This is a genomic window from Christensenella sp. (assembly GCF_034927525.1).
GTDB lineage: Bacteria > Bacillota > Clostridia > Christensenellales > Christensenellaceae > Christensenella.
This window is the reverse complement of the sequence record NZ_JAYFPU010000206.1, coordinates 1-13,341: the sequence shown is the minus strand read 5'-3', so window position 1 is coordinate 13,341 and position 13,341 is coordinate 1. Positions and strand designations below refer to the sequence as shown.

The following is a 13,341-nucleotide window of genomic DNA, read 5'->3' as shown; positions in this document are numbered from 1 at the left end:
GCCGGGGAGGACGGGGAATGCTGAAAAAGCATAAAAAGTTAATCATACTGGTCATCGTGCTTGCTGCTTTGATCGCCGTATATGCGGTGGTCAGCAATTCGAACGATCCTGCATTATCCGGCAAGCTGTTTTCCCTAGACGGGCAGCAGGCAGAGCATATTGAAATCACGAACGGGTATGGAACATATACATTCGATCTCGTCGACGGAAAATGGATCGTTTCGGAAAACGGGCAGCAGTACCGCACGAACGATGAAAAAATGAAGCTGATGCTGGACGCGCTCAATCATTTCACGATTTCGCGCGTGCTCGATCAGGAGATCGGCCTTTATGGGTTCGAGCAGCCAACGGCAAACGTAACGGTAAGGACAAGCGGGGGCGCGGAATACAGCTTTTTGGTAGGGAGGCCTACAATAAGCAGTAGCAGCGCTTACGTCAAGGATCAGGACAGCAATGTCGTGGCGCTCACGCCTTCGGCGAATGTGGCGCAGTTCGACGGGAGCCTCACAGCCTACAGGGATAAAAATGTGTTCACGGTGGACGGCGCAAATTTGCGGCAGGTCGCCTACTATAAGGATGGAGAGCTAAGCGTGAGTCTCATATCAGACGGGACGAGCTGGTATCTCAATTATCCGTACGAAGCACCGGCGAGGAGCATCGTGACCAACGAGATCCTTGAAATGCTCAGGGGGTGGACGATTGCGGGATTCCCGGATATGGCACAGGTCACAGAAAGCGACATGGGCCTAAGCGACGCAAAGGACGCACTGATCTTGGTGGACGCAAGCGGAAACCAGCAGACGTTGGAATTTGGGAACAAATCCGGCGCCGCGACCTTTGTCCGTACGGGCAGCGAGGACGACGTCGCAATGCTGTATACGGCAGATATCGATTTTTCGCAGCTTAACGCACAAAGCCTGTTGTTTATATCGCCGCTCAAGGCGAATATAGACGATATCAGTTCGATCGAAATGAATATCGGCGGAAAACAATATCTCTTTGCGGTAAACAGTGCCATGCAGACCGCGTCGGTAAATGGCAGAATGATCGATTATGAGGATTTCGTAGGCATCTACTATAAATATGTATTGCTTCTTGCGGATGGCAGGGACGATGCGGGGGCAAAGGATATGCAGGCGGTGGCGAACATGAAGACCACGCTTACAAACGGACAGGAACTGACACTGGCACTTCTGCCGCGTGACGACAGCACCTATTTTATGGGGCTTTCTGACGGCAGTGCGGTCTATTATATGGATAAGGGACGGCTTAATGCTCTGATGGAAAGAGTTGCGGCGGTCGCCGGCTGATCACCCGATAAATACCGCATAACACGGTATTAATATAAATAAAAAAGGAGGAATAAAGAAAATGAAAAAGAGTACAAAATTGGTTGCTATCGTTATCGCGATTATGCTCGTAGCAGTAGCCCTGATCGCTTGCACGGCTCCGCCGGCAGCATCTGAGTCCGCGGCTCCGGCAGCGTCTGAATCTGCGGCAGCTCCGGCAGCGTCCGAAGGCGCCGAGGAATCTGCAGAGGGTGGTGCTGCAAAGACAGACGTTGTAATCGGTAAGGTGCCGATCACGTTAAAGCATGACGTTCACGGTAACGATGCAAAATGGGCAAAGATCTATGCAGATGAAAAGTATGGCGCTACATACGAAGTCATCGATCCGGACAGCGACCTCAACAAAGAGATTGCTGCGGTTGAGACATTCATCAGCAAAGGCGTTGACGGCATCATCCTGCATCCGGTAACGGAAGACGGCGTTGATGAGATCATCAACGAAGTACGCGATGCTGACATCAACATCATGACATACAATGTTGCGGCAAAGGGCAAGAAGGTTCCGTTCCTTGCGATCGACGAGGCGGAAGTTGCTTCCCAGATGGGCGCTGATATGGCGAAACAGTGGATCGAGCTGTATCCTGACAAAGAAGTTCAGGTAGGTCTTGTAAGCTGGACAGACATCGCGTTCTGCTTTGACAACCGCAGCGGCCCGTTCCTGGCTGGCGTAAAGACAGTTGTTGACTATCTGCCGACAGATGACAGAGGCTTTAAGAACACAGCTGGCGAAACGCTCACAGGCGCTACTTACTGGGAGCATGCAGGCGGAGACCTTGAGAAAGCAACGAAGGTAACTTCTGACGCGATCACAAAGTACCCGGATGTAAATGTCGTTTATGGCGACAACGTTTCCAACGGTCTTGGCGCTTTGGCGGCATATGAAGCTGCTGGCCGCGGCAAAGCTGTAGACGGCGTTCCGCAGACAGAGATCATCGCTTCGACAGACGCTTCCGACGGCGAGCTCAACAAGATCGCTGATCCGACGTCTTCGCTCAAGTATTGCCTCGGCATGCAGCCGCAGACATTTGCTTATGCGCAGGTCGACATGATCATGAAGCTGATCAACGGCGAAATGGACAACGACGTATATGTAGAAGAAAAAGTACCGGATACGTACTTCAACTACTACAAAGATTCTGTGAAATCTATGCAGGATTGGTACAACACACAGTATATGCCTGAAAAGGAACTGGATCTGGTTGGTACGTTTGGAGACAACAAAGTAGCGTAAGTTACGCGAAACCAAAGAATGAAACAGATTGCGGGCAGGGGTTTCCCCTGCCTGCAAAAAGTTAAACATTTACCGCCTGGCGGTAAACATCAGAAATGGAGGTTCAAATGCCTGAGCATATTTTGGAAATAAAAAACATTTCAAAACATTTCACCGGTGTCAAGGCGCTTGACGACGTTAGTTTTAACATTGTAAAAGGTTCATGCCATTGTCTGGTTGGTGAAAATGGTGCGGGGAAGTCTACGTTGATCAAAATATTGACGGGCGCGCATCCCAAAACCTCCGGCACGATTCTATATAATGGAAAAGAGTTCAGCCCCACAAGCACAAAGGATGCAATGAAAAGCGGCATCGGATGCCTGTTCCAGGAGCTTAACGTCGTTGAGAAGCTACGGGTGGAAGAAAATATCTGTCTCGGCCTTGAGGAGACAAAATTCGGTATCATCAAAAAAAGTTCCAACCAAAAGGTTTTTGACGTACTGCGCAGGATCGACGCATCAATCGAGCCCAAGCAGTATATCGAGGAGTTGAGCGTTGCGAAACGCCAGGTCGTTGAGATGGCAAAAGCGCTTGCGATGGATTCGGACGTTATCATCATGGACGAGCCGACCGCGGCTTTGACAGAAGAAGAGGTCAACCGCCTGTTTGAGATCATAGCCGATCTGAAAAAACAGGGGATTACGATTATATACATTTCGCACCGTCTGGAAGAGATCATGGAGCTTGCAGACTATATCACGGTACTGCGCGACGGCAAGCACATCGAAACAAAGCCGCGCAGCGAGGTTGCAGACCGCAGCGATCTGATCCAGCTGATGATCGGCAAGGTCATCATGGAGGATTATGTTCCCAATGCTGTGGATAAAAGCAAAAAAGCGATCGAAGTAAACGGGATTACGACGGACAAGCTGAAAAACATCAACTTTGATCTTTATAAAGGCGAGATATTGGGCTTTTACGGCCTAATCGGCGCGGGCAAGACAGAAATCGCGCGGGCGCTTTACGGAGCGGATCCGTATATTGGTGAAGTGCTTGTGGACGGCGAAAAAGCGGATTTGAAAACGCCGGGCAAGGCGCTTGCAAAGGGGATCGCCCTTGTGCCGGAGGAGCGCCGGACGCAGGGAATCGCAACCGCGCTTTCCATTGCATCCAATACGCCGATGATGAACTATCACACGGTTTCCAAAAACGGCATGCTCAACAAGGCAAAGCAGGCTGAGGTCGCCAGAAAGTACATCGACTCCATCGGCATTGCCTGCCGTAACGAAAACCAGTCCGTTGCTTATCTTTCCGGCGGTAACCAGCAGAAGGTCGTTTTGGCAAAGTGCTTGAACGCAGACCCGAAGGTGCTGTTGCTCGACGAGCCGACAAGGGGCGTTGACGTAGGTGCAAAGCAGGAGATATACCATATCATCCGCCAGATGGTAAAAGACGGCTGCTCGGCTATCGTTTTTTCCAGCGAACTGCCGGAGATACTCGGCCTGTGTGACCGCATTGTGCTGCTGTTTGACGGTGAGGTAAAAGCCATCATGAACAACGACGAAACACTCAAAACACAAGAAATCATGCATATCGTTACGGGAGGAGGTACGGATCATGAATAAAGAGAAAACGCTGACGCAGAAAAAAGGCCTGAAAATGACCTCTGACGGCGTACAAAACCTTACGATCTTCCTGATCTTTGTGGTAGCGTGTATTATTGGTTTTATATTACAGCCCGATCTGTTCTTCGGCTATACAAATATATTGAACATTTTTGTGAACTCGTCCAGCATCATTATGGTTGGTGCGGCGGTCACGCTGGTGCTTATTTCAGGAAACCTTGACCTGTCGGTTGGCGGTGTGGGCGCAATGGGCGCCGTGCTGTTCGGCCTAATGACCATTGCAGGCGTGCCTGTGCTGGTCGCGGCGGTGCTTGCGGTATTGATCGGCGGGGGCTTCGGATTTTTAAGTGGATATTCCATTGCGAAGTTCAAGCTGCCGTCATTCATCATCTCCCTTGCGTTCAGCTACATCTGCCGTGGCGTGGCGCTTATTGGCGCAGGCGGCGCAGTGGTGTTCAACCTGCCGCAGGATATCGGCATCATCGGTCAGACGATCGGCGGCGTTCCGATGCCTATGGTATATGCGCTCATCGCTGTCGTCATCTTTATGATCATCCAGGGCAAAACAACGTTCGGAAGCAAGGTATATGCGGTCGGTTCTAACATCACGAATGCAAAGCTTTCGGGCATTAACGACAAAAAAGTCATTTCAAGAGTATTTATGGGTTCGGGAATGATGGCGGCGTTTGCCGGCGTAGTGCTGACTTCGCGTCTTGCTGCTGCCGACAGCGGTATCTTCCCCAGTCTGGAATCCGACTGTATCATCGTGGCGGTTTTGGGCGGTACGGACATCAACGGCGGACGTGGCACGGTGCTGGGTATGCTGATCGGTGCATTGTTTATCGCTGTGCTGGGAAATATTATGAACATGCAGGGCATGACGGAATATATCCAGAACGTGGTGCGCGGCGTGGTACTGATCCTTGCGATTTTGATGAACAATATCATTCGCAACCGGATCAAGGTTTGAGGAGGGAGGAAGAACAATGAGTAAATTAGGAAGATCTTCAAAACAAAATATTGTCCTTTTGATCATTTTGATCGCATTATGCGTGTTCTTTTTCTCGCAGAATGATAAATTTATCAGCATGCGCAATATGATGAACATGGTTCGCCAAAGCCTGCCTAACCTGTTGCTTGCCTGCTCGATGATGTTCGTCATCGCAAGCGGAGCGATCGACTTGTCAATCGGCGGTATCATGGGGCTTTCGGCGATGTTCTACGGCTACCTGTGCATCTGGGGCGTGAATCCGTGGCTCGCGATCCCGATCATTATGGTGTTTGGCGCAGGCATCGGCGTGCTTAATACGGTCATCATGGAAAAGCTGAAAATACCGGCGATCATGGCGACGCTTGCCACGTGGATCATCACGGCGGGTATGGCGCTCGTGGTGTGTAACGCGATCCCGATCAGTGACGAGCTCGTAAAGCCGATCACGGCGTGGAACTCGATGAAATTCTTTGACGGTATCCCGCTGGCGCTGTTCATTGTGGTCGCTGTGATCCTATTGTTTATTTTCCTTGAGAAGAAAACGCTTCTTGGGAAGTATGCGATCGCGATCGGCGGCAACGACAGTGCTGCATATTACGCAGGTATCAACGTATTTAAGATGCGTATGATCTTCTTCATCCTGAGCGGCGCGATCGCTGCGTTCTCTGGTATGTGGCAGGTAGGGCGCCTCGGCTCTGCCGACCCGACCATCGGCGTAGGCATGGAGTTTTCCGTCATTGCAGCCGTTATACTGGGCGGCGTCAACATCAAGGGCGGCGAGGGCACGATCCTCGGAGTCGTGATCGGTACGCTGATCCTGATGATCCTCACCAACGGGATGCAGATGATGGGCATCGATTCCTTCTTCCAGCAGATCGTAACAGGTATCGTGCTGTATGTGGCGGTTCTTGTAAACAGTCTTGGTGGTAGCAAAAAGAAAATCAGCAAGAAAATGGTTGCGGCAAAAGAGTAACCACCTGAATAAGTAAAAAGAACCCCCCTGGTCGATGACCAGGGGGGTTCTTTTGTTTAACATCTGGAAAAGATGTTTGGTTGACTTTTTGATAATTCTTTGGCGAAGGAGTCGATCTCGTTTGGCGTATAGATACGCAGCTTCTCGATGCCAACAGGCCGGTAAAGCTGCAGCGCATAAGCGGGAAGCGTATCGACCTCATCCGCCATCGTTTGCAGGTCGGCGGGCTTAAGCTGCGGGATCACCGTTGTGCGCAGCTCCCACTCGATGTTCGACTCAAACAATATATCGAGCGTTTCAAGTACGGGAGCGCTGTCGCCCTGTCCGCGACAGATTTCAGCATAACGCGCAAAGGGCGCCTTGTAGTCCATCGCGACATAATCAACGAGCTTACGGTCGAGCAGCGTGCGCACCACAGGGGGAGAGCTGCCGTTGGTATCTAGCTTCACGTCGTATCCAAGCTCTTTGAGACCTTCCGCAAAAGGTACGATATCCTTTTGCAGCGTAGGCTCGCCGCCTGAAAGCACGATACCGTCAAGCAGTCCTGCGCGCTTTTTTAAGAATGCCATGACCTCGTCATTGTCCATGAAATCCGTCGTCGTGAGCAGCCCGCGGTTGTGGCAAAAGCCGCAATCGTAATTGCACCCTGCCGTAAAGACAACTGCCGCCAGCCGGTGGGGAAAATCGATGGTTGCCGTTTTCAGTAGCCCGGCAATGTTCACAGACTCTTTTCCTTGACCGTGTATTTGATGCGCTCGTCGTATTCCATCTTTTTGCCCTTGTGGAAGTTCTGCACCGGACGCAGGTAACCGACCACGCGGCTCCATACCTCCGTATCGCTGCCGCATTCAGGGCAGGAAAACTGCTCGCCGTCAAGATATCCGTGCTCCTGGCAAATAGAGAAGGTGGGCGTTAAGGAAATATACGGCAGCTTGTAATTTGTAAAGATTTTACGGATCAGTTTTTTGGCGACCTCTACGTCGGAAATGCGCTCGCCCATGTAAAGGTGCAAAACCGTACCGCCCGTATAAAGACTTTGCAACTCGTCCTGCAAGTCCATCGTCTCAAAGATATCGTCCGTAAAACCGACGGGCAGCTGCGTGGAGTTCGTATAATAAGGAACCTTTTCGTCTCCTGCGCAAATGATTTCAGGATATTTCTTTTTATCAAGCTCCGCTAAGCGGTAGCTCGTACCCTCTGCGGGTGTTGCCTCAAGGTTGTAGAAATGGCCTGTTTCCTCCTGTATCTGCGTCATCAGGTCGCGCAGATAATTCATGATGGATACGGCAAATTCCTGTCCTTTTTCCGTGGTCAGGTCTGTGCCGTCGCCAAAGAAATTCAAAAGCGCTTCGTTCATACCCAGTACGCCGATCGTATTGAAGTGGTTGAACCAATACTGGTCGGTGCGCATTTTGATGTTACGCAGGTAATGTGCAGAGAACGGATAAAGCCTTTTGTCTGTCTGGTCTTCGATGATCTTACGCTTGATCTCGAGGCTGTTTTTCGCCGTCATCACAAGCTGCCAAAGTCTGGCCTTAAATTCTCCCTCGGATTTGGCGAGATAGCCGATGCGCGGCAAATTGATGGTCACAACGCCGATCGAGCCTGTCATGGGGTTGGAACCGAACAGGCCGCCGCCGCGCTTCCTAAGCTCCTTTGTATCGAGTCGCAGACGGCAGCACATGGAAAGCGCATCCTCCGGGCTTAAGTCAGAATTGATATAGTTTGAAAAATAAGGGATGCCGTATTTGCAGGTGATCTCCATAAATTTGTTGACCACCGGGCTGTCCCAGTCAAATTCGTTCGTTACGTTGATGGTGGGGATAGGGAAGGTGAAAACGCGTCCCTTGGAATCGCCCTCCAGCATGACCTCGCAGAAGCATTCGTTGAACAAATCCATTTCCTTCTGGAAGTCTCCGTATGTTTCCCTGCGCACCTTGCCGCCCGTGATCACAGCCTCGTCCTTTAAGGTGCGCGGCACGACGATATCGAACGTCAGGTTGGAAAACGGGCATTGGAAGCCCACGCGCGTAGGCACGTTGATGTTAAAAATGAACTCCTGCAGCGCCTGTTTGACTTCTTTTTTGGTCATATTGTCGTAACGGATGAACGGCGCGCAATAGGTGTCGATGGAAGACCACGCCTGTGCGCCTGCTGTCTCGCCCTGCGTGGTGAATGTGGAATTCACGACTTGCCCAAGGAAGGAACGCAGGTGGTTCGCGGGGGAAGATTCTACCTTGCCCGGAACGCCGCCGAACCCGTCCATCAAAAGCTGCTTCAAATCCCAGCCCGCGCAATAGGGGCCGAAAAAGCCAAGGTCGTGGATGTGGAAATCGCCGCCTGTATGCGCCTCGCGCACCTCCTGCGGATAGATTTCGTGCAGCCAGTATTGCTTGGTGAACGTTTCGCGCACATAGTTGTTCATGCCGTTGATGGATTTTTGCGTGTTGGCGTTTTCCTTGATCTGCCAGTCTTTGTCGTCCAGGTAATCGGAGAACATATCGATCGTCGCGCCGATAAGGGCGTTTGATTCCCTTGCGGCACGGCGTTTTTCGCGGTAGAGGATGTAGGCCTTGGCCGTCTTTGCGTGTCCGCCCTCAATGAGGACTTTTTCCACAAGATCCTGTATCTGCTCAACGTCGGCAGTGTCAGATTTTAATTGCAGGTTCGCAAGATCGACAACGTCGTCGCTGATTTTTTGCGCGGTATCAAAATCGTCGCCGCCTACTGCGGTAACGGCCTTGAAGATTGCCCATGTAATTTTTTCTTTTTGGAAAGCCTGTGTGCTTCCGTCTCTTTTTTTGAGTTGTGTGATCATGATTCTTTCTCCTTGTGTATGATGAGTGCGGATGTATGATGAGTGCGGATAAAGCGTAAGAATAAAAAAACGCCCGGACAAAGAGCGCTTGACTCCTTTGCCATACTCCGTGGCAGTATTTGAGTAACCGTTGCAGGCTGGTCTTCTGGCTCGAGCATGATAACGCCGCACACGCCTTCCCAAAGTGTTACCCCCAGTGGCACTTTGCGTGCAGCTACGCTCTTACAGCGGCGGGACCGCGCGGGAATTGCACCCGTCTTCCCAATTGTGATCCCATGAGGATCACCTGCAAGACACAATATACTGTGTAGTTAAATTTAATTAACCCATAGATATTGTATTGCTAATAAAAAGAAAAGTCAATAACTATTTCATAAAAAGAAAACATTAAAAAACGCCGCAAGCGGCGTTTTATGTGGATCAGTCATTGATTTTGCCGTGCTTTGCCTCAAATTCCGCGACGTGCTCTTTAATTAGTTGGACGATCTCCATATTGGCGGAACGCCCATCGTAGCTCGCAACATAATGAAGCTTGTCGAGCAATTCGCGTGACAATCTTAGGGTATAAGTTGATCCCATAGTTTTGGATGTCATTTGCACAAGGTGTTTTCCGCTCATTTCTATATCCGGTTTCCTTATGAATTCACTTTATATCTATTGTAACTGTATTTATCATTCGAATGTGAAGAATGAATGCAAATATCATTTATTATGAATTCAAAGGGAGGTTACATTTGATGAAAATCCTATTATTTACAGACGATGAAATAGAAATCGAGCATTATAATACAATGAAGGTACTGGTTCCGCCGGAGTGCGCCCTTTTGGAGGCGGATCACGCCGTGGTCATTGTCGCCAACGAAGCGAGCTGGTTTGTGGAAGCTGTGGGCGAGGCGGCAGAGCTTGCGGGTAAGCCCTACGATGTGCTGCAAATAAAAAAACGCCGCTAGGGGCGTACCAGATTGAACGAAGACCGCGCCTGCCATGCTTCCTATCGACGGAGCTTACCGCAGTCTTGGATGGCTCACCGTCTTCTTGTTACCGCCAGTCGTCACGGCTGTTCGCAACTCGCTCGGGTTTTGCTTCGCAAAAACTCGCTCCTGCAAACACCGACGTGACTCCGCCGGATTCGGCACGCTATAACGCCCTCTATAGGAAGCTCTCGCACTGGCGGTCGAGCTTCGTCAGGTTGTCCTCTAACTTTTTGACCGCGATGCGGTATACAGGACTCGTGACCTTGCGCACGCCGACCGGGCAAACCTTGATGCAGGCAAAGCAGCGGATACATTTTTTTGTGTCCGTTTTTTTGAGTTCTGTCGGATCGATCGCTCCTGCCGGACAGATCTTTGCACATACGCCGCAGCTTGTGCACGAGTTATCTCCCCTGGGCGCGAAGGGCACGCTGCCATACGGGCGGTAGGGATGGTTGCCCGGCAGTACAGGGCCTCTGACGTCGCCACCGGCAGAAAGCTTGTCCTTGCATGCCTGTGCAAAGCGCTCCGCCTCCAAAAGATCGTCCGCATTCGGCCTGCCTGTTGCGATCTTCTCAGAAAACGTGTGCTGCGCAATGCCTGTAAATGCCGCCGCCGTAACAAAATCCTGCTTGGCGCATAAATCTGAAAGCTCTAACAGCGCGTCGTCGAATGCGCGGTTACCATACACCGCGACAAGGATGGCGCGCGTACCGTCGCCGTGCAGGCGTTTAAGCAGCCCGTTATCGATCTGCACCACCCTGCCGTAATATACAGGCACGCCGATCACAACGAGGTCGTCTTTTGAAAAAGTATGCTCGCGCAGACGGGTCTCGCGATCAGAAAGGTCGAGGCTGGCGTATGTTTCCCCAAGCGCCCCGGCAATTTTTTGCACATATTGTTTTGTTCCGCCCGTAGGGCTGAAATAGATGGCTGTGATATCCATAAAATCATTCTCCTTTTGGGGTCTCGCGACGCGGCGGATGGCAATGCCTGTGCATCTCGCGCATGTTTTTGCGGTTGTGCTCCCAGTCGCGCCAGATCGCGTCAAGGTCTACGTGCTCCGCTTTTCGCAGCGCGGGTTTCACGTCGAGCAAAACTTCCATTTCTGCGCGCGCCGCCTCATCGAACTGGAATTTGCCGCCCGACATGACCCATGCAAACGCCGTGCTCATCAGCGACTGGTGCATGAGGGAAAGCAGCATTTTAGGGTCGGACGAATTACGCATTTCGCCTGCTTCCTGCGCTTTTTCAATAATATCCTGTTGTAATTTTAGCGAAGCGTCCCGGCGTTCGTCGATGCGGAACGTACCAACGTCGCGGTTCAAGTTTTTAATGAAAAGCTGGCGTGCGATCTCTGTGCCGGAGTGGTTAAGATGCTCAAAGAACGGTTTATAAGAAAACCATAATTGTTCTACGAAATTTTCGGCGTTGAGTATCTGCATAAAGTATTCGGTGTTGATGTCGTAATTCATCTCGTGGAAGTCGTCTAAAAGATCGTCCTTGGACTTGAAATAATAATAGAAGGTATGTTTATTGACCCCGCTTGCTTCGCAGATTTCGTTGATGGTGACATCCTCAAAACCCCGCTCCCGAAACAGGTTCAGCCCGATCTGTTTGATTCTTGCTTTGGTATTTCTTTCAGCCATGACGATACTTCCTTCTATAGCACTTTACTACTGAACTTATCATAATTATGCAACCGTGTCAATGTTTTTTAAAAACATATTGACATTATTATGCAACCGCGGTATCATAGGTAAATTGAAAAGTTTTTATTTTAATAAAGAGAGAGGAAAGAGGGAACTTATGAGGCGCATATTGAAATATTTGAAGCCTTATGCCGCGCTCATAGTGGCGGCGGTCATATTGCTCTTCGGGCAGGCGTACTGTGACCTATCGCTTCCTAATTATATGTCGAAGATCGTAGATACCGGCATACAACAGGGCGGAATCGAAAGCGCGGCGCCAAAAGCGGTGAGCGAGGGGACAATGAATACCCTGCAGGCGTTCATGGAGGACGGCCAAAAGGAACTGGTACAGGCAAATTATACGCTTGTGACAAAAGACAGCGCGGATTATAATACCTATTTAAAGGAATATCCGGCGCTCGAAAATGAAAACATCTATGTGGAAAACAAGGTGGACGAAGCGACGCAGCTGAAGCTTGGCGGAGCCTTTTCGCGTCCATTTGCATCGATCAGTGCGATCGACCAGGTCATAGAAGCGGAAAAGAGTGGCTCGGACACCATTGCGCTCGACAAGCAGCAAAACGAGGATGGAACGGAAAAAACTGCGGCGATCCCGCCTGCGGTGATGCAGTTCATGGCGTTTTATGCGCAGCAGCCGGAGGGAACGGGCTTTTTTGACGCGCTCAACGCCTATCCGGATGCACAGCCGGTATACCAGGCGTTAGACAGCCTGCTCGATGAGAAGCTTGGCAATATGGACGCAAGCATGCTCGCGCAGATGGCGATCCCGGCGGTGAAAAGCGAATACGCGGCGCTCGGCCTCGATACCATGAAGCTCCAGCAGGATTACATTTGGAGCAATGGCGCGATGATGCTTTTACTGGCGCTCGGCTCTGCGGCGTGTACCGTTGTCGTCGGGCTGCTGGCGGCAAAAACCGGATCGGGCGTTGCGCGCGACCTGCGCGAAAAGACGTTCACCAAGGTGGAGAATTTCTCCAACGTGGAATTCGATAAATTTTCGACAGCGTCGCTCATTACACGCAACACAAACGACGTGACGCAGATACAGATGGTGCTCATCCTGATGATCCGTATGGTCATCTATGCGCCGATCATGGGCGTGGGTGGCGTCATCATGGCGCTCAATAAGAGCGTTTCCATGTCGTGGATCATCGCGCTTGCGGTCGTCGTGCTGCTTGGGTTCATCGGCTCGATCTTTGCGGTCGTCATGCCCAAGTTCAAAAAGATGCAAAGCCTGGTCGACCGTCTGAACCTCGTTATGCGCGAGAGCCTGTCTGGACTGATGGTCATTCGCGCGTTCAACACGCAGAAATTTGAGCTTGACCGTTTCGACAAGGCAAACGTAGACTTGACCAAAAACTCGTTGTTCGTCAACAGGGCGATGGTGCTGATGATGCCCATCATGATGCTGATCATGAACGGCATATCCGTGCTCATCATTTGGGTCGGCGCCAACCAGATCGCGGCCTCCTCTATGCAGGTGGGCGATATGATGGCGTTCATCCAATACGCGATGCAGATCATCATGGCATTTTTGATGATGTCCATGATGTTCATCATGCTGCCGCGCGCTTCCGTTTCCGCCCAACGCATCGCGGACGTGCTGGATACGGAGCCGCAGATCAGGGATCCCAAAAATCCTACAAAGTTTACAGACCCCAAAGGGCTGCTGGAATTCAAAAACGTGAACTT

General features: G+C 50.9%; 12 protein-coding genes and 1 riboswitch. Of the genes, 7 read left to right on the top strand and 5 right to left on the bottom strand.

Translation table 11 applies throughout. The features are described 5' to 3' along the window. Window positions 1-17 precede the first annotated feature (17 nt). The 5 genes from VB081_RS08415 (at window position 18) to VB081_RS08395 (ending at window position 6,148) form a co-directional block, all read left to right on the top strand. Window positions 18-1,310 (top strand): DUF4340 domain-containing protein, encoded by a 1,293-nt coding sequence (locus VB081_RS08415; protein WP_323400377.1) that lies wholly within the window; start codon window positions 18-20, stop codon window positions 1,308-1,310. Between the two features lie 61 nt (window positions 1,311-1,371). Continuing rightward, window positions 1,372-2,580 carry a sugar ABC transporter substrate-binding protein gene (locus VB081_RS08410; protein WP_323400376.1) on the top strand — a complete coding sequence of 403 codons (1,209 nt, stop codon included), beginning with the start codon at window positions 1,372-1,374 and terminating at the stop codon, window positions 2,578-2,580. Window positions 2,581-2,687: 107 nt separating this feature from the next. Next, window positions 2,688-4,184 carry a sugar ABC transporter ATP-binding protein gene (locus VB081_RS08405; RefSeq protein WP_323400375.1) on the top strand — a complete coding sequence of 499 codons (1,497 nt, stop codon included), beginning with the start codon at window positions 2,688-2,690 and terminating at the stop codon, window positions 4,182-4,184. Next, window positions 4,177-5,154, top strand: coding sequence for an ABC transporter permease (locus tag VB081_RS08400; protein WP_323400374.1), 978 nt, complete (start codon window positions 4,177-4,179; stop codon window positions 5,152-5,154). Before VB081_RS08405 ends, VB081_RS08400 begins: the two co-directional genes overlap by 8 nt. A gap of 16 nt (window positions 5,155-5,170) precedes the next feature. Continuing rightward, window positions 5,171-6,148, top strand: a complete 978-nt coding sequence (locus VB081_RS08395) for an ABC transporter permease (RefSeq protein ID WP_323400373.1) — start codon at window positions 5,171-5,173, stop codon at window positions 6,146-6,148. Window positions 6,149-6,204: 56 nt separating this feature from the next. Here VB081_RS08395 and VB081_RS08390 read toward each other — a convergent pair whose 3' ends face one another. The 3 genes from VB081_RS08390 to VB081_RS08380 form a co-directional block, all read right to left on the bottom strand. Then, window positions 6,205-6,870: an anaerobic ribonucleoside-triphosphate reductase activating protein gene (locus tag VB081_RS08390; RefSeq protein ID WP_323400372.1), complete on the bottom strand. Its 666-nt coding sequence runs from the start codon at window positions 6,868-6,870 to the stop codon at window positions 6,205-6,207. Further along, complete coding sequence (locus VB081_RS08385) at window positions 6,867-8,966, bottom strand: ribonucleoside triphosphate reductase (RefSeq protein WP_323400371.1); 2,100 nt, start codon at window positions 8,964-8,966, stop codon at window positions 6,867-6,869. The genes VB081_RS08390 and VB081_RS08385 overlap by 4 nt, the downstream gene beginning before the upstream one ends. Window positions 8,967-9,084: 118 nt before the next feature. After that, window positions 9,085-9,271, bottom strand: a riboswitch (cobalamin riboswitch). Window positions 9,272-9,386: 115 nt separating this feature from the next. Then, entirely contained in the window at window positions 9,387-9,545 is a 159-nt protein-coding gene (locus tag VB081_RS08380) for an Arc family DNA-binding protein (protein WP_323400370.1), read from the bottom strand. 158 nt (window positions 9,546-9,703) lie between these two features. Between VB081_RS08380 and VB081_RS08375 the strand changes: the two genes are divergently transcribed. After that, the gene (locus tag VB081_RS08375; RefSeq protein ID WP_323400369.1) at window positions 9,704-9,916 is read left to right on the top strand and encodes a hypothetical protein; all 213 of its coding nucleotides are present in this window, start codon (window positions 9,704-9,706) and stop codon (window positions 9,914-9,916) included. A gap of 199 nt (window positions 9,917-10,115) precedes the next feature. Here VB081_RS08375 and VB081_RS08370 read toward each other — a convergent pair whose 3' ends face one another. Beyond that, entirely contained in the window at window positions 10,116-10,883 is a 768-nt protein-coding gene (locus VB081_RS08370) for a 4Fe-4S binding protein (RefSeq protein WP_323400368.1), read from the bottom strand. 4 nt (window positions 10,884-10,887) lie between these two features. Then, window positions 10,888-11,586, bottom strand: coding sequence for a TetR/AcrR family transcriptional regulator (locus tag VB081_RS08365; protein ID WP_323400367.1), 699 nt, complete (start codon window positions 11,584-11,586; stop codon window positions 10,888-10,890). A gap of 160 nt (window positions 11,587-11,746) precedes the next feature. On the opposite strand from VB081_RS08365, the gene VB081_RS08360 reads away from it, so the two are divergent. Next, window positions 11,747-13,341, top strand: a 1,595-nt coding sequence (locus VB081_RS08360) for an ABC transporter permease (RefSeq protein WP_323400366.1), incomplete at its 3' end; no start/stop codon positions are given.